This is a genomic window from Pseudomonas sp. 1121_17, assembly GCF_052850745.1.
On sequence record NZ_VXCX01000003.1, the window covers coordinates 547711 to 564573 of the forward strand.

General features: G+C 61.3%; 17 protein-coding genes, 1 tRNA gene and 1 pseudogene. 3 read left to right on the plus strand and 16 right to left on the minus strand.

Annotated features, from left to right (window positions below):
• Position 1: 1 nt before the first annotated feature.
• From hscA to trmJ, 8 genes are all read right to left on the minus strand, one after another.
• The gene (gene hscA / locus FW789_RS10095; protein ID WP_446431398.1) at positions 2-1864 is read right to left on the minus strand and encodes a Fe-S protein assembly chaperone HscA; all 1863 of its coding nucleotides are present in this window, start codon (positions 1862-1864) and stop codon (positions 2-4) included.
• Positions 1865-1905: 41 nt separating this feature from the next.
• Complete coding sequence (gene hscB, locus FW789_RS10100) at positions 1906-2418, minus strand: co-chaperone HscB (RefSeq protein ID WP_103436113.1); 513 nt, start codon at positions 2416-2418, stop codon at positions 1906-1908.
• Between the two features lie 8 nt (positions 2419-2426).
• Positions 2427-2750, minus strand: coding sequence for an iron-sulfur cluster assembly protein IscA (gene iscA, locus FW789_RS10105; protein ID WP_101316686.1), 324 nt, complete (start codon positions 2748-2750; stop codon positions 2427-2429).
• Positions 2751-2779: 29 nt separating this feature from the next.
• A complete protein-coding gene (gene iscU / locus FW789_RS10110) occupies positions 2780-3166 on the minus strand; it encodes a Fe-S cluster assembly scaffold IscU (RefSeq protein WP_027619655.1) in 387 nt (128 codons plus the stop codon).
• Positions 3167-3212: 46 nt separating this feature from the next.
• Positions 3213-4427 (minus strand): IscS subfamily cysteine desulfurase, encoded by a 1215-nt coding sequence (locus tag FW789_RS10115; RefSeq protein ID WP_103436112.1) that lies wholly within the window; start codon positions 4425-4427, stop codon positions 3213-3215.
• 42 nt (positions 4428-4469) lie between these two features.
• Complete coding sequence (gene iscR / locus FW789_RS10120) at positions 4470-4961, minus strand: Fe-S cluster assembly transcriptional regulator IscR (RefSeq protein ID WP_101316682.1); 492 nt, start codon at positions 4959-4961, stop codon at positions 4470-4472.
• Between the two features lie 170 nt (positions 4962-5131).
• A complete protein-coding gene (cysE, locus tag FW789_RS10125) occupies positions 5132-5935 on the minus strand; it encodes a serine O-acetyltransferase (RefSeq protein ID WP_103436111.1) in 804 nt (267 codons plus the stop codon).
• 3 nt (positions 5936-5938) lie between these two features.
• Positions 5939-6694, minus strand: a complete 756-nt coding sequence (gene trmJ / locus FW789_RS10130; RefSeq protein ID WP_103436110.1) for a tRNA (cytosine(32)/uridine(32)-2'-O)-methyltransferase TrmJ — start codon at positions 6692-6694, stop codon at positions 5939-5941.
• Positions 6695-6844: 150 nt separating this feature from the next.
• Here trmJ and suhB point away from each other — a divergent pair, with 150 nt between their 5' ends.
• A complete protein-coding gene (gene suhB / locus FW789_RS10135; protein ID WP_101316676.1) occupies positions 6845-7663 on the plus strand; it encodes a type III secretion system regulator SuhB in 819 nt (272 codons plus the stop codon).
• A gap of 96 nt (positions 7664-7759) precedes the next feature.
• Here the strand turns inward: suhB and FW789_RS10140 are convergent, their stop codons facing one another.
• The 6 genes from FW789_RS10140 to queA form a co-directional block, all read right to left on the minus strand.
• Complete coding sequence (locus FW789_RS10140; RefSeq protein WP_103438701.1) at positions 7760-8308, minus strand: glycine zipper 2TM domain-containing protein; 549 nt, start codon at positions 8306-8308, stop codon at positions 7760-7762.
• A gap of 120 nt (positions 8309-8428) precedes the next feature.
• Positions 8429-9337 carry a protein translocase subunit SecF gene (gene secF, locus FW789_RS10145; RefSeq protein WP_103436109.1) on the minus strand — a complete coding sequence of 303 codons (909 nt, stop codon included), beginning with the start codon at positions 9335-9337 and terminating at the stop codon, positions 8429-8431.
• A 10-nt stretch (positions 9338-9347) separates the two neighbouring features.
• On the minus strand, positions 9348-11210 hold the full coding sequence (gene secD / locus FW789_RS10150) for a protein translocase subunit SecD (RefSeq protein ID WP_103436108.1): 1863 nt from the start codon (positions 11208-11210) through the stop codon (positions 9348-9350).
• Between the two features lie 65 nt (positions 11211-11275).
• Complete coding sequence (yajC, locus tag FW789_RS10155) at positions 11276-11611, minus strand: preprotein translocase subunit YajC (RefSeq protein WP_103436107.1); 336 nt, start codon at positions 11609-11611, stop codon at positions 11276-11278.
• Positions 11612-11667: 56 nt separating this feature from the next.
• Positions 11668-12783: a tRNA guanosine(34) transglycosylase Tgt gene (gene tgt, locus FW789_RS10160; protein WP_446431405.1), complete on the minus strand. Its 1116-nt coding sequence runs from the start codon at positions 12781-12783 to the stop codon at positions 11668-11670.
• A gap of 14 nt (positions 12784-12797) precedes the next feature.
• Positions 12798-13847, minus strand: a complete 1050-nt coding sequence (gene queA, locus FW789_RS10165; protein ID WP_186697424.1) for a tRNA preQ1(34) S-adenosylmethionine ribosyltransferase-isomerase QueA — start codon at positions 13845-13847, stop codon at positions 12798-12800.
• Positions 13848-13955: 108 nt separating this feature from the next.
• On the opposite strand from queA, the gene FW789_RS10170 reads away from it, so the two are divergent.
• Positions 13956-14040 (plus strand) — tRNA-Leu (locus tag FW789_RS10170).
• Positions 14041-14164: 124 nt separating this feature from the next.
• Here the strand turns inward: FW789_RS10170 and FW789_RS10175 are convergent.
• Positions 14165-15112, minus strand: a complete 948-nt coding sequence (locus FW789_RS10175) for a LysR substrate-binding domain-containing protein (RefSeq protein WP_446431399.1) — start codon at positions 15110-15112, stop codon at positions 14165-14167.
• Positions 15113-15218: 106 nt separating this feature from the next.
• Here FW789_RS10175 and FW789_RS10180 point away from each other — a divergent pair, with 106 nt between their 5' ends.
• Entirely contained in the window at positions 15219-16271 is a 1053-nt protein-coding gene (locus FW789_RS10180) for a Gfo/Idh/MocA family protein (protein ID WP_446431400.1), read from the plus strand.
• A gap of 78 nt (positions 16272-16349) precedes the next feature.
• Here FW789_RS10180 and FW789_RS10185 read toward each other — a convergent pair.
• A pseudogene (locus FW789_RS10185) lies at positions 16350-16739 on the minus strand (surface lipoprotein assembly modifier); the annotation flags it as partial.
• Positions 16740-16863: the final 124 nt, after the last annotated feature.

Sequence of the window (16863 nt, forward strand, 5' to 3'; positions counted from 1 at the left end):
ATTACTCCTCGATCTCATTCAGGTTGCGCCCGGCCAGTGCGGCTTTGACCGTCGAATCAAGGCGACGGGCGGCAAATGCATCGGTCACCTGCGACAGACGCTTGGTCTGTTGCTCGATGGCAGGGCCATCGGTGCCGGCCAGCAAATCACGTAGTTGTTGCATCTGGAAGCCAATGGCTTCGCGCTCTTCGGCGCTCAGCAGGCGCTCACCGTCGGCGTCAAGCGCACCCTGCACCGCTTCGAGCAGGCGTTCGCCGTCGACCTGGTGCTCGCGCAACTGGCGGGCCTGCTTGTCGGTGCCGGCGTGCTCGAACGAATCCTTGAGCATGCGGGCGATTTCACCGTCGGTCAGGCCGTACGACGGCTTGACCTGAATGCTTGCTTCCACGCCCGAGCCCAGTTCGCGCGCAGCGACGCTGAGCAGGCCATCGGCGTCGACCTGGAAGGTCACGCGGATCTTCGCCGAGCCGGCGACCATCGGCGGAATCCCACGCAGTTCGAAGCGCGCCAGCGAGCGGCAGTCGCTGATAAGTTCGCGCTCACCCTGCAGGACGTGGATCATCATGGCCGTCTGGCCATCTTTGTAGGTGGTGAATTCCTGAGCGCGGGCCACCGGGATCGTGGTGTTGCGCGGGATCACCTTTTCCATCAGGCCGCCCATGGTCTCCAGACCGAGCGACAGCGGGATCACGTCGAGCAACAGCAACTCGCCACCTTCGCGGCGGTTGCCGGCGAGGGTATCGGCCTGGATCGCGGCGCCAATGGCGACTACCTGATCAGGGTCGATCGAGGTCAGCGGAGCACGGCCGAAGAGGCCACCGACGGCTTCACGCACACGCGGTACGCGAGTCGAACCACCGACCATTACCACTGCAACCACTTCTTCGAGCTCGACCCCACTGTCACGCACGGCGCGGCGGCAGGCCTTGAGGCTACGGGCGATCATCGGCTCGATCATCGCTTCGAAGTCTGCCCGGCTCAACTCACCCTGCCAGTCACCGTGGGCAACGCGCACGCTGGAGGCATCGGTCAGGGCTTCCTTGGCCGCGCAAGCGGTCTGCAACAGTTGACGCTGAGTCGCTGGATCCAGATCAGCCGACAAACCGGCCTGCTCAATGATCCAGCTGGCAATCGCGTGATCGAAGTCGTCACCACCCAGGGCGGTATCGCCACCGGTGGCCAGCACTTCGAAGACGCCCGCAGTCAGGCGCAGGATGGAGATATCGAAGGTACCGCCGCCCAGGTCGAAGATCGCCACCAGGCCTTCAGCGTTCTGGTCCAGGCCATAGGCCACGGCCGCAGCAGTCGGCTCGTTGAGCAGGCGCAACACGTTCAGCCCGGCAAGCTTGGCGGCGTCTTTGGTCGCCTGGCGCTGAGCATCGTCGAAGTAGGCCGGGACCGTGATGACCGCACCGACCAGGTCGCCGCCGAGGGTTTCCTCGGCGCGCTGACGCAGCACCTTGAGGATGTCGGCAGACACTTCGACCGGGCTTTTCGGGCCTTGTACGGTTTCGATGAACGGCATGTGCGACTCGCCACCGACAAAACGGTATGGCAGTTGCTCGCCGAGCTGCTTGACGTCGGCCAGGCCGCGTCCCATCAGACGCTTGACCGAAAGGATGCTGTTGAACGGGTCGCTTGGCGCTGCTTCGCGCGCAGCCTGGCCGACTTCGACAGCCGCCTCCAGGTAGCGCACAGCCGATGGCAGGATGACCTGCCCCTCGGCATCGGGCAGCGGTTCGCTGCGGCCGCTGCGCACGGCAGCAACCAGAGAATTGGTAGTACCCAGGTCAATCCCTACCGCCAGGCGGCGCTGGTGCGGCTGGGGGCTTTGACCGGGTTCGGCGATCTGCAGTAGGGCCATGCTTATCTAGCTACCTTAGGCGTTGTCACGGCAACACCGGGTTAATCGTCGAGGCGCTCTTCGAGCTGGCGCACTTCCTGGGCGAGCTTGTCGAGAAACTGCATGCGGCGCATCAGGCGCTCGGCCTGTTCACGCTGCGCAGCATCATCCCAGCAGGCGGCGAATTCCTCGAACAGCGTATCTTGCGCGAGCTTGAGGCGCTTCTTGAATACCGCGACACCGTCGAGGTCGGTCAGCTCTTCAAGTTCTTCACGCAGCTCCATCTGCTGCAACAGGAAGGCCGGATCATGTACGGTGACTTCCTGCGGCACTTCGTGGCCACTGATGGCCAGCAGATAGCGCGCCCGACGGGGGGCGCTGCGCAAGGTCTGATAGGCGTCGTTCAACGCTGCCGAGTTTTCCAGGGCGACACGCTGCTCGCGCTCGGAAGCATCGGCGAAGCGGTCCGGATGGACCTCACGGGCAAGTTCGCGGTAACGAACGGCCAGTTGCTCGAGGTCCAGGCGAAAGCCCGGCTGCAGATTGAACAGGGCAAAATGACAAGGAGTACCCACATCAAGCCTCAAACATTGAAGCTTTCGCCGCAGCCACATTCACCGCGCACGTTGGGGTTGTTGAACTTGAAGCCTTCGTTCAACCCTTCCTTGACGAAATCGAGCTCGGTGCCGTCGAGGTAAACCAGGCTTTTCGGGTCAATGATGACCTTCACGCCGTGGTTCTCGAAGACCTCGTCTTCGCCTGCCACTTCGTCGACGAACTCCAGCACGTAGGCCAGGCCCGAGCAACCGGTGGTGCGTACGGCCAGGCGAATGCCTTCACCCTTGCCACGCCCGTCGAGGGAGCGCCGCACGTGGTTGGCGGCGGCTTCTGTCATGCTGATAGCCATCGGAACTCCTTAGCGTCCAGTCAAACGACTCAGATCAAGCCTTTTTTCTGCTTGTAATCGCGTACGGCCGCCTTGATGGCGTCCTCGGCGAGTACCGAGCAGTGGATCTTGACCGGTGGCAGCGCCAGCTCTTCAGCCAGCTGGGTGTTCTTGATGGTCTCGGCTTCGTCCAGGGTCTTGCCCTTCATCCACTCGGTGGCGAGGGAGCTGGAAGCGATAGCCGAACCGCAGCCATAGGTCTTGAACTTGGCGTCTTCGATAACGCCCTGCTCGTTGACCTTGATCTGCAGACGCATCACGTCACCGCAGGCCGGCGCGCCGACCATGCCGGTACCGACGTCCGGGTCTTCAGCGTCCATCTTGCCGACGTTGCGCGGGTTTTCGTAGTGGTCGATGACTTTTTCACTGTATGCCATGGTGCAATTCCTTCCTCATCAGGTAGCCGCTCTTGCCGGCGACTGCTTAGTGGGCGGCCCACTCGATCTTGGAGATATCGACGCCGTCTTTGTACATGTCCCACAGCGGCGAAAGTTCGCGCAGCTTGGTGACAGCCTTGCAGACTTCCTGCGCGGCGTAGTCGACTTCTTCTTCGCTGGTGAAGCGGCCGAAGGAGAAGCGGATCGAACTGTGTGCCAGCTCGTCGTTGCGGCCCAGGGCGCGCAGTACGTACGACGGTTCGAGCGAAGCGGAGGTGCAGGCCGAACCGGACGATACCGCGATGTCCTTGAGGGCCATCAGTAGCGACTCGCCTTCAACGTAGTTGAAGCTCAGGTTCAGATTGTGCGGCACGCGCGCAGTCTGGCTGCCGTTGACGTACAGCTCTTCGAGGTTGGAAACCTGCTTGAAGAAGCGATCGCTCAGCGCCTTGATGCGGGCGTTTTCGCTGGCCATCTCCTGCTTGGCGATGGCAAATGCCTCACCCATGCCGACGATCTGGTGCGTAGGCAGGGTGCCGGAACGCATGCCGCGCTCGTGACCACCGCCGTGAATGATTGCCTCCAGACGCACGCGTGGCTTGCGGCTGACGTACAGCGCGCCGATACCTTTAGGGCCGTAGGCCTTGTGCGCGGAGAACGACATCAGGTCGACCTTGAGCTTCTGCACGTCGATCTCGACCTTGCCGGCCGATTGTGCAGCGTCAACATGGAACAGCACGCCGCGGGCACGGGTCAGTTCACCGATTGCAGCGATGTCGTTAATCGAGCCAACTTCGTTGTTGACGTGCATCAGCGAGACCAGAACGGTGTCATCGCGCAGCACCGCTTCAACCATGCCCGGGGTAACGATGCCGTCTTCGCCTGGCTCAAGATAGGTCACTTCAAAACCTTCGCGCTCGAGCTGGCGAGCGGTATCGAGCACGGCTTTGTGCTCGATTTTGGAGGTGATGATGTGCTTACCCTTGGTCTGATAGAAGTGCGCAACGCCTTTGATCGCGAGGTTGTCGGACTCGGTGGCACCGCTGGTCCAGACAATTTCACGCGGATCGGCGTTGATCAGCTCAGCCACCTGGCGACGGCCGTTTTCGACCGCTTCTTCAGCGCGCCAGCCAAACACGTGGGAGCGCGACGCCGGGTTACCAAAGTTGCCGTCGACCAGCAGGCATTCGGCCATCTTCTGGGCAACGCGTGGGTCGACCGGCGTGGTCGCGGAGTAATCGAGGTAGATCGGCAACTTCATTGAATATCTCCTATCAGGCGGTGGCGTCGCTCGTGACCAATGTCAGTCGACGGCGGACGTCTCAATCTTGTCCAGCTGGGCGGATCGACCTGCAACACGGCGCAGGTCCTGGCGATGAGCGACTTCTTGCACCTCACGGCGCTTGACGAGGTCGGCCAGGCTGATGCCACTGAGGAATTCATGGATCTGCTGACTGAGGTCACACCACAGGTGGTGGGTCAGGCAGGTATCACCGGCATGGCAGTCACCCAGGCCCTGGCAACGGGTAGCGTCGACCGATTCGTTGACCGCGTCGACGACCTGGGCAACCTGGATGGTTTCCATGCCGCGCGACAGCTGATAGCCGCCGCCTGGACCGCGCACGCTGGAAACCAGGCTGCTGCGGCGCAGCTTGGCGAACAGCTGCTCCAGATAAGAGAGGGAGATGCCCTGGCGCTCGGAAATATCGGCCAGTGACACCGGCCCATGCTGCGCGTGCAACGCCAGGTCAAGCATGGCGGTCACTGCGTATCGGCCTTTGGTAGTCAGTCGCATGGCGTATGGGTACCACGGGAGTTACAGAATGTGAGCAAGTATGCGATTCCCGAGCATTTAAGTCAACTATTAGACCTACTGCTTTAGTCGGGTTTGCACTCGAAGGGCGGGCGCGAGTGTAGCAGACACTGGCCGCGAGCACACGCCCACGGCTAGCGCCATCGTCGCTGTCAATGTGGCTGGGTGTCGCTCTGCGCCTGCTGCCTTGCCTCGACCGGAGCGACTTCAACGAAATCTTCTTCGGGCAGTGCCGGCAGCGCCTTGCCGTGATAGTCGCTACCCAGCTTGGTCAACGCGCCGCACATGCCCTGCAGACGCTCGTCGACCGCTTGCAGGTGGTCGAGCATCTGGCCAATGGCGCGGGCGACCGGGTCAGGCATGTCGCCACTGACGCCATAGGCATCGAAACCGATCTTCTCGGCCATGGCCTTGCGCTTGGCTTCGACTTCGGAGTCTTCCTGCGCCTTGACGATAATGCGACCGGGGATACCCACTGCGGTGGCGCCTGGCGGAACCTCCTTGGTGACCACAGCATTGGAGCCGATTTTGGCTCCGGCGCCGACAGTGAATGGGCCGAGCACCTTGGCGCCGGCACCGACCACCACGCCATTGCCCAGGGTCGGGTGGCGCTTGCCGGCGTTCCAGCTGGTACCACCGAGGGTCACGCCCTGGTAGAGGGTAACGTCGTCACCGATCTCGGCGGTCTCACCAATGACGATCCCCATGCCGTGATCAATGAAGAAGCGTCGACCGATGGTCGCGCCCGGGTGGATTTCGATGCCAGTCATCCAGCGGCCGAAGTTCGACACCAGCCGCGCCAGCCACTTCAGATCACGCGTCCAGAGGGCGTGGCCAAGGCGGTGCAGCCAGATCGCGTGCATGCCGGGATAGCAGGTCAGTACTTCAAAAGCGTTACGCGCCGCAGGGTCACGATGGAATACGCTTTGGATATCTTCACGCAGACGTTCGAACATTGCTCAATCCTTCCGCTTATGCGACTCACCCCGAGCAACCTTCTGAGTCTCGGTGAGGATGCCGCGTAAAATGCTCATTTCCGTACGCTCTACCGAACTGCGACCGTACAGACGACGCAGGCGCGCCATCAGGTGCTTGGGTTTGTCCGGATCGAGGAAGGCGATGTCCACCAGGGTTTTCTCCAGGTGGTCGTAGAAACGCTCCATCTCGTCCAGGGTCGCCAGTTCGACGGCATCGGCCTTGTCATTGATCGACGGCTCGCCCTGCGCGGCCAGCCAGGCCATCCGCACCTCATAGCCAAGCACCTGCACGGCGGCGGCCAGATTGAGCGAGCTGAAGTCAGGGTTCGAGGGAATGTGCACATGGAAGTGACATCGCTGCAATTCGTCGTTGGTCAGCCCGGCATGCTCGCGACCGAACACCAGGGCGATTTCGTCACCCATGGTGGCACGCTCGACCGACTTGGCGCCGCACTCGCGCGGATCCAGCATCGGCCACGGCAGGCTGCGGTCGCGGGCACTGGTGCCGATCGCGAGACTGCAGCCAACCAGCGCCTCTTCCAGCGAGTCGACCACCAGCGCGCCACTGAGCACGTCGTCTGCGCCAGAAGCTCGGGCGCTGGCGTCAGCTGCCGGAAACTCCTGCGGCTGGACCAGCACCAGGCGCGACAAGCCCATGTTTTTCATGGCACGCGCAGCGCCGCCGATGTTGCCGGGGTGGCTGGTATTGACCAGAACAACACGAATATTTTGCAGCACGGTGGGTGCTCTCAAAGGCAGATATCAGGGCGGTCGATCTTACAGAACCGACGGACGTTACGCCATGAAAGCAAATGCGGCGCTGCCGTTGTCAAAAAACTCTGCTAAAATGGCCGGCTTTCTTCTTTAACATCTCCAGGTGAACCGCCCATGCAGCCTATGCTGACTATCGCCCTGCGCGCTGCTCGCAGCGCCAGTGAACTGATTTTCCGCTCCATCGAACGCCTGGACACCATCAAGGTGGACGAAAAGGACGCCAAGGACTACGTGTCCGAGGTTGACCGCGCTGCCGAGCAGAAAATCGTCGATGCTCTGCGCAAGGCCTACCCGAACCACTCGATCCAGGGTGAAGAGACCGGCTTCCACGCTGGCTCAGGTGAAGAAGGCAAAGACTACCTGTGGATCATCGACCCGCTCGATGGCACCACCAACTTCCTGCGTGGCATTCCGCACTTTGCAGTGAGCATCGCCTGCAAATACCGCGGCCGCCTGGAGCACGCAGTGGTACTGGATCCGGTTCGCCAGGAAGAGTTCACCGCCAGCCGTGGCCGTGGCGCCCAGATCAACGGTCGCCGCCTACGCGTCAGCTCGCGTACCAGCCTTGAAGGCGCCCTGCTGGGTACCGGCTTCCCGTTCCGCGACAACCAGATGGCCGACCTCGACAATTACCTGGGCATGATCCGCGCCCTTACTGGCCAGACTGCCGGCATCCGCCGCGCCGGCTCTGCCAGCCTTGACCTGGCCTATGTAGCGGCCGGTCGTTTCGATGCGTTCTGGGAGTCGGGCCTGTCCGAGTGGGACATGGCTGCAGGCGTACTGCTGGTGCAGGAGGCTGGCGGTCTGGTCAGCGACTTCAACGGTGGCCACGAATTCCTCGAGAAAGGCCACATCGTTGCTGGCAACATCAAGTGCTTCAAAGCCGTGCTGACTGCCATCCAGCCGCACGTGCCACAATCGCTGAAGCGCTAAGCGCCGGTCAGCCACAAAAAAGCACCCCCCGGGGTGCTTTTTTGTGTCCGCAAGAACCGCGCCGCTCATCGTAGGGGCCAGTGATCCTGCGCAGGCTTACTGCCCGTTCTGGGCCTGACTCAGCACCAGCTTGCCATTCTCGTCCAGCGGAATGGTCGAACCTGGCTCGTGGTCCATCTTCACTTTGCCGACCTTGTCGCCAATCGAATAGGTGACGTTGTAGCCAACCACTTTCTCGCTCAGGTCATGCACGGTGTTACAGCGGGTCTGGGTGGTAGTGTAGGTGTCACGCTCTTGCATGCCTTCCTGCACCTTGTTACCGGCGTAGCCGCCGCCGACCGCACCGGCCACGGTGGCAATCTTCTTGCCGGTGCCGCCACCGATCTGGTTGCCGAGCAAGCCACCCGCCAATGCACCGACCACGGTACCGGCGATCTGATGTTGATCCTTGACCGGCGCCTGGCGCGTCACGGTCACGTCCTTGCACACTTCACGTGGAGTCTTGACCTGCTGCTTGATCGGCTGCACGTCGGTCACCTCGGCGACCTCTGGGCCTTTGTTCACCAAGCTGTAGGTCGCCATTGCGCCTGCGGCAGTTACACCGACGGCACCGAGCACCGCACCCACCAGCATTGATTTATTCACGTGAACCTCCTGATCGTACCAGCGGGCCATAACCCGCGCTTGTCCCAGCCTTGGAGCAAAAAAAAAGCCGCGAGTTCAACATTCGCGGCTCTCTTGGGGCCAAACGGCGACGGCTTGCGGTTATGGACGCTCGTCCACACCCTCGGCCTTGACCGGTGGAATCAGGTCTTCGCTGTTCAGGTTCAGCCAGATCAATACCACGTTGGCGATGTAGATCGACGAGTAGGTACCGGCCATGACCCCGATGAACAGAGCCAGGGAGAAGCCGAACAGGTTGTCACCCCCGAAGATCAACAGGGCGGCGATCGCCAGCAAGGTCGAAACCGAAGTGGCGACAGTGCGCAGCAGGGTCTGCGTGGTCGAGACGTTGATGTTCTCGATCAGCGAGGCCTTGCGCATCACGCGGAAGTTTTCCCGCACGCGGTCGAATACCACAATGGTGTCGTTCAGCGAGTAACCGATGATGGCCAGCACTGCCGCCAGCACCGTCAAATCGAAGGTGATCTGGAAGAACGACAGGATACCCACGGTCACGACCACGTCGTGGATCAGCGAGATGATCGCGCCGACGGCGAATTTCCACTGGAAGCGGAAGGCTAGGTAGATGAGTACCCCGCCCAGCGCCAGCAGCATGCCCAGTCCGCCCTGGTCACGCAGTTCTTCACCTACCTGCGGGCCGACGAACTCGACCCGCTTGAGGGTTGCCGGGTTGTCACCGCCGACTTTCTGCAGCGCTGCAGCAACCTTGCTGCCCAGTTGCGGGTCGTCGCCCGGCATGCGCACCAGCAGGTCGGTAGTCGCACCGAAGCTCTGCACGATGGCGTCCTCGAAGCCCGACTGAGCGAGCTCGGCGCGGACCAGCTTGAGGTCTGCCGGACGCTCGTAGGTGAGCTCGATAAGCGTACCGCCGGTGAAGTCCAGACCGAAGTTCAAACCCTTCTGCCACCAGCTGAACAACGCCAGGATGGTCAGCAGGACAGTGACGGCGAACGCAACGTTGCGCACGCCCATGAAGTTGATGGTTTTCATGGTTATTCCCTCAAACCCACAGCTTCTTGATGTCACGCCCGCCGCAGGTCAGGTTGACCATTGCGCGGGTCACCATGACGGCGGTGAACATCGAGGTGAAAATCCCGAGGGACATGGTTACCGCGAAGCCTTTGACCGGCCCGGTGCCCATCGCGAAGAGGATACCGCCGACCAGCAGGCTGGTCAGGTTGGCGTCGATGATCGCGGTGTAGGCACGGCTGAAGCCTTCGTGGATGGCGCGCTGCACCGACATGCCGTTTTTCAGCTCCTCGCGAATCCGCGAGAAGATCAGCACGTTGGCGTCAACCGCCATACCCATGGTCAGCACGATACCGGCGATGCCTGGCAGGGTCAGGGTGGCACCCAGCAGGGACATCAAGGCCAGCAGCAGGATCATGTTGCCGGTCAGGGCAACGGTCGCGATCACGCCAAAACCACGGTAGATGGCGATGATGAAGATGGACACGAACAGCATGCCCCACAGCGATGCTTCGACACCTTTGGTGATGTTGTCGGCACCCAGGCTTGGACCAATGGTGCGCTCTTCAGCGAAGTACATCGGCGCAGCCAGCCCACCGGCACGCAGCAGCAGGGCCAGTTCGGACGATTCACCCTGGCCATTGAGGCCGGTGATGCGGAACTGGCTGCCCAGTGGCGATTGAATGGTCGCCAGGCTGATGATCTTTTTCTCTTCCTGGAAGCTCTGTACGGCAACTTCCTTCTCGACGCCGTCGACGGTCTGCTTGACGTAGCGGGTGATCGGCTTCTGCTCGATGAAGATTACTGCCATGCTGCGGCCGACGTTGCTGCGGGTCGCGCGGCTCATCAACTCGCCGCCATGGCCATCGAGGCGGATGTTGACCTGTGGCCGGCCTTGCTCGTCGAAGCTGGCTTGGGCGTCGGTGACCTGGTCACCGGTGATGATCAAACCACGCTCGACCGGCGCCGAACGGCCGCCGTCACGGAATTCGAAGACCTCGGTGGTGGCCTTGGAGGCACCTGGTTCGGCACCGAAGCGGAACTCGAGGTTGGCGGTCTTGCCGAGGATGCGCTTGGCTTCGGCAGTGTCCTGCACGCCTGGCAGCTCGACCACGATACGGTTGGCGCCCTGACGCTGCACCAGCGGCTCGGCCACACCCAGTTCGTTGACCCGGTTACGCACGGTGGTCAGGTTTTGCTTGATCGAGTATTCGCGGATCTCGGCAACCTTGGCCGGGGTCAGCGCCAGACGCAGCACAGCGAGCTCGTTGCGCTCGGTGGTGGTCAGGTCAAAATCGGTGAAGCTCTTGCGAATCAGGGCACGGGCCTGTTCGCGGGTGGCGTCGTCAGAGAAGCCCAGCACAATGCCGCCATCCTGCTGAGGCAGGCTGCGGTAGCGGATGCGCTCTTTGCGCAACAGGGTCTTCACTTCGCCTTCGTAGACCTTCATGCGCGCGCTCATGGCCTTGTCCATGTCCACTTCGAGCAGGAAGTGCACACCACCGGACAGGTCCAGACCGAGCTTCATCGGGCTTGCACCCAGGTTACGCAGCCACTGCGGAGTGGTCTGAGCCAGGTTCAGGGCCACGACGTAATCATCGCCCAGGGCCTTGCGCACCACATCCTTGGCTGGCAGTTGGTCTTCCTGGTCGGTCAGGCGTACCAAGCCACTGCCCTTCTCGCCCAGGCTAGTGCCCTTCACGGTGATACCCGCTTCGGTCAGCGCCTTGTTGACGCGATCGAGGTCGGCCTGGTTGACCTGCAGCGCCGAGCTGGCACCACTGATCTGTACAGCCGGATCATCCGGATAGAGGTTGGGAGCGGAATAAATGAAACCGATCGCAAGTACCAGCACGATCAGTGCGTATTTCCACAGAGGGTATTTGTTCAGCATCACGCCGCCCGTTCAAGACGCGGGGCGCTTTGCGCGCCCCGACTGGAAAAAGTAAAACCGGTACCTCAGATAGCCTTGAGCGTACCTTTAGGCAGGGTCGCAGCCACGGCGCCCTTCTGGAACTTCATCTCGACGGTGTCGGACACTTCCAGTACCACGAAGTCATCGGAAACCTTGACGATCTTGCCGGCGATGCCGCCGTTGGTGACAACTTCGTCACCTTTCTGCAAGTTGCCCAGCAGGTTCTTCTGCTCTTTGGCGCGCTTGGCCTGTGGACGCCAGATCATCAGGTAGAAGATGACCAGGAAGCCGACCAGGAAAATCCACTCGAAACCACCACCCATAGGGCCGGCGGCAGGGGCTGCGGCGTCCGCGTAGGCGGCGGGGATCAAAAAGCTCATGTGACACTCCAGTTGTTATGTTGCAACGTGTTGGGTTGGCAAACGGTTACAGTCAGTCAGTCCAAAGGCGGCACAGCAAGCCCGCGTTTGGCATAGAAGGCGTCGACAAAGGCGGTCAATTTACCTTGTTGAATAGCCTCGCGTAAACCGGCCATCAGGCGCTGGTAATGACGCAAGTTATGGATTGTATTCAACATGCTGCTCAACATTTCGCCGCACTTGTCCAGATGGTGCAGATAGGCGCGCGAGAAGTTGCTGCAGGTATAGCAATCGCAGGTCGGATCCAGCGGCGAATCATCATGGCGATGGAACGCGTTGCGGATCTTGATCACCCCGGTGTCGATGAACAGATGGCCGTTGCGCGCATTGCGCGTCGGCATCACGCAGTCGAACATGTCGACGCCGCGGCGCACACCCTCCACAAGATCCTCCGGTTTGCCTACCCCCATAAGGTAACGAGGTTTGTCAGCGGGCATCATCGCCGGCAGGTAATCGAGCACCTTGATCATCTCGTGCTTCGGCTCACCGACCGACAAGCCGCCGATCGCCAGGCCGTCGAAGTCGATGTTGACCAGCGCCTCCAGCGAGCGTTCGCGCAAGTCTTGATACATGCCGCCCTGAACGATGCCGAACAGCGCCGCAGTGTTGTCGGCGTGGGCGTCCTTGGAGCGCTGCGCCCAGCGCAGCGACAGCTCCATCGAGGTGCGCGCGACGTCATGCTCGGCCGGGTACGGCGTGCATTCGTCGAAGATCATCACGATGTCCGAGCCCAGATCACGCTGGACCTGCATCGACTCTTCCGGGCCCATGAAGACCTTGGAGCCATCGACTGGCGAGGCGAAGGTCACGCCCTCTTCCTTGATCTTGCGCATGGCGCCAAGGCTGAACACCTGGAAGCCACCGGAGTCGGTCAGAATCGGGCCTTTCCACTGCATGAAATCGTGCAGGCCGTTGTGCTTCTTGATCACCTCGGTGCCCGGGCGCAGCCACAGGTGGAAGGTGTTGCCAAGAATGATCTCGGCGCCGGTGGCCTCGATGTCACGCGGCAGCATGCCTTTGACCGTGCCATAGGTGCCCACCGGCATGAACGCCGGGGTCTCGACCGTGCCTCGGGGGAAGGTCAGGCGGCCACGACGGGCCTTGCCGTCGGTGGCCAGCAGTTCGAAGGACATACGACAGGTGCGACTCATGCTTGATCCTCGGGGCCGCGCGGCGCCGGATTGCGGGTGATGAACATCGCATCACCGTAACTGAAGAAGCGGTAGCCATGCTCGACCGCAGCGGCATAGGCCGCCATGGTTTCGGGGTAACCGGCGAAGGCCGAGACCAGCATCAGCAGCGTGGACTCCGGCAGGTGGAAGTTGGTGACCAGGGCATCGACCACATGGAACGGCCGGCCCGGGTAGATAAAGATATCGGTGTCGCCGCTGAACGCCTTGAGCTGGCCATCACGTGCGGCACTCTCCAGCGAGCGCACGCTGGTGGTGCCGACGGCAACCACTCGGCCGCCACGCGCACGGCACGCGGCCACGGCATCGACTACCTCCTGGCTGACTTCGAGCCATTCCTTGTGCATATGGTGGTCTTCGATCTTGTCGACCCGCACCGGCTGGAAGGTGCCGGCACCCACATGCAAGGTAACGAACGCACTCTCGACGCCCTTGGCTGCGATTTTCTCGAGCAGCGGCTGGTCGAAGTGCAGGCCTGCGGTTGGCGCGGCGACGGCACCTGCGCGCTCGGCATAAACAGTCTGATAGCGCTCGCGGTCGGCGCCCTCGTCCGGGCGATCGATATACGGCGGCAGCGGCATATGGCCGACGCGATCGAGCAGCGGCAGCACCTCTTCGTTGAAGCGCAGCTCGAACAGCGTGTCATGGCGGGCGACCATCTCGGCCTCGCCGCCGCCGTCGATGAGCAACTGTGTACCGACCTTGGGCGCCTTGCTTGCACGCACATGGGCCAGCACCCGGTGGCTGTCGAGCACGCGCTCGACCAGCACTTCGAGCTTGCCGCCCGAGGCTTTTTGGCCAAACAACCGCGCCGGGATCACCCGGGTGTTGTTGAACACCATCAGGTCACCCGGGCGCAGGTGTTCGAGCAGATCGGTGAATTGCTGATGAGCCAGCGCGCCGCTCGGTCCATCAAGAACCAGCAGTCGGCTGCCATGGCGCTCGGCCAGTGGGTGGCGGGCGATCAGGGAATCGGGGAGTTCGAAGGAAAAATCGGCGACGCGCATGATTGTGTTCGGTTCGACAGGGCCGCGAAGTTTAGCCCAAGCTGTGAAAATTCTCCATGAAAGCCGATTGACCGACCCGCGGAGCCTCTCTATACTGCCGCCCCACAAGCCCTGATGGCGGAATTGGTAGACGCGGCGGATTCAAAATCCGTTTTCGAAAGGAGTGGGAGTTCGAGTCTCCCTCGGGGCACCAAACGCAACACATAGACGCCTTACCAGCGTCTACGCAACATCCCAAAGGCCCGCTGATTGCGGGCTTTTTAGTTTCTATAGTTTGAACGCTTTCTTCAGCAAAGCAGTGCTCTTTGATGTGGTGCTCAGTCAGTTATGCCCTCAAGCGCATAAGCACCAGCCGTCAACTGCTCAGTCAGAAACTCAAGGCACACTTTGATTTTTTCCGACTGCGAAGCACGGATCGTGGTGACCGCGGAAATATCCGCAACCTGATGCCAAGCAGGCAGCAGTCGCATGAGCTTGCCCTGCGCAAAACTGGGGGCGACGTCCCATGTGGAGGCCATGATGATGCCCAGCCCTTCATGCGCCCACTCGCGCACGATGTCGCTGTTGTTCGATGCCATGGGCCCGGTCACCTTGACGCTCTCCATGCCACCTGGCCCCTCTAGACGCCACAAACCAAAGCTACTGTCCCTGTCGCGCAGCAGCAGGCAGTGGTGCTGTGCCAGATCAGCCAGCGAAGCGGGATGGCCTCGCTCGGCGACATAGCTCGGGGCGGCGCACAGAATCCTCTGGCTGCTGGCGATCTTGTGGGCAATCAGATGCTGCTCGGTCACCTCCCCTACTCGAATATCGATATCGAACTGTTCACCGATGAGGTCCGTGCGCCTGTCCATCAACTCGATCCAGACCTCGAGTTTTGGGTAGCGCTTGCGCAGCAGGCCGAGGATGGGTGCCACGTGGAAACGGCCCAGTCGTTGACTGGTGCTGATCCGCAGCAGGCCTTTGGGCTCTACCCGGTCTCCATGGGACGTCTCCAGCATGCCGTGGACGTTTTCCAGAATCTGTTTGGCCCAGACCAGCATCGCCTCGCCTTCACGGGTGATGGTGACGCGGCGCGTCGTACGGTTGAACAGCTTGCAGTTGAGGCTTTGCTCAAGTGTCGCGATGCGCTTGCTGACGTGCGCTGGCGAGATACCCAACTCAGCCCCTGCGCTGACGAAGCTCGAACAGCGGGCGATCGCAGTGAAGAGCAAAAGGTCACGCAGAAACGGGTCATTGTTCAGTAATTGAGAATTCTGATATTCCATCTGAGCCCATTATGACCTTCGCCGGCGATAGTAGGCTGGATCCTAACAGCACCTGATGAGCCTGCGCTGCTCCTCAGGCACACAAAAACAACTGTGAAGATCAATCATGTCCAGAATCAGAATTGCGGTGGCCGGCGTCGGCATGATCGGTCGCCGCCATATCGAACTTGTCCAAGCGAGCCTGTCTTGTGAACTGGTTGCCGTTGTTGATCCGGTGAGGATCCCGGAAGATTACCTGACCGCTCTGGGCGTTCCTCAATATGCTGATCTGGCGGCCTTGTTCGACAACGTCAAACCGGACGGCGTGATCCTTGCCACGCCCAATGCTCTGCATGTTGCGCAGGCGTTGCAATGCGTCGACGCGGGGGTTGCCGCCTTGATCGAAAAACCCGTCGCCCACAGCGTTGCAGAAGGTCAGCGTCTGCTCGCTGCGGCAACCGCAAAGGGTGCGCGCTTACTGGTCGGGCACCATCGAGCACACAGCCCTGTGCTGGCCAAGGCACGGGAGATCATCGGCGAAGGCGTGCTCGGCGACATTGTTGCCGTGCAGGGCAGCGCGCTGTTCTACAAACCGGATGATTACTTCGACGCGGCCGTGTGGCGGCGCCAGGAAGGTGGCGGCCCGATCCTGATCAACATGATTCACGAGATCGGCAACTTGCGCTCGCTGTGCGGAGAGATCGTTGCCGTCCAGGCCATGCAGTCGAGTGCCGCGCGTAACTTTCCGGTCGAAGACACAGTGTGTATCGGCCTGCGCTTTGCCAACGGAGCCCTGGGCTCGTTTCTGCTATCGGACTCTGCGGGGTGTGCCCGCAGTTGGGAGCAGACGTCCCAGGAGAATGCGAGCTACGCCTCCTGCGCCGATGAAGATTGCTATGTAATCAGCGGCAAGAACGGGTCGCTTGCAGTGCCGACAATGCGCCTCAAATACTATGCCCGCGCTGAAGAGCGCTCATGGTTCAAGCCTTTTCAAACGGCGACCGCCGGTGTTGAACGTCGGGATCCACTGGAGCTTCAGCTCGAGCATTTCTGCCGGATCATCCAGGGACTTGAAGCGCCGCTGGTCACGGTGCGCGATGGCCTGAGGAATCTGATCATCACTGAGGCCATTGCCGAAGCGGCGAAGACTGGAGCGGTCGTCAGCACAGCCCCTGTCTGAACGACTACAAGCTGGGGTATGCAGCCACTCGCCACGCAGGCCCCAAGCGCTGTACATGGCGTCGCTGCCAATGGTGCTGAACTCGTATGAAGGCCCAATCGCATACTGATTGCTGGCGTCGTGATAGCTATAGCCAGCGTTGCTGATCAGCGTGCTCTCGTTGTACATGCTCTCTTTTTCGTAGGCCTGGCCGTACAGCAGTGAGCGTACGAACATGCCGTGATGACCGCTGATGGCCATGCGTTTGTTCAGCGTGGCTTCGAAATCCTGGCCGTGGGCAGACGCTGCCTTGGGCAGCGAGCGCTTGACCACAATGGTCTCTTCAGCTGTGACGTAGCGGTAGGTGACAACACTTCCGGAAGATTGGTTGAGGTTGTCACTCCAGGTCGGACCGATGGCCAGCGAGCCTTGCCAGTCTTCGCGGTGATCAAGGGCCTGGATGAAACTGTCGACGGTCTTGCCCCACACCCATGGCCTACGCGTCTGACGGGCTGAGGCCGGTGCTGATCTGCTGAAATGCCTGCACCGCCTCGCGATCCTTGCGGTTTTCGAACTGCACCCGCGCCAGCTCCAACCGGCCGGGAAGAAATGT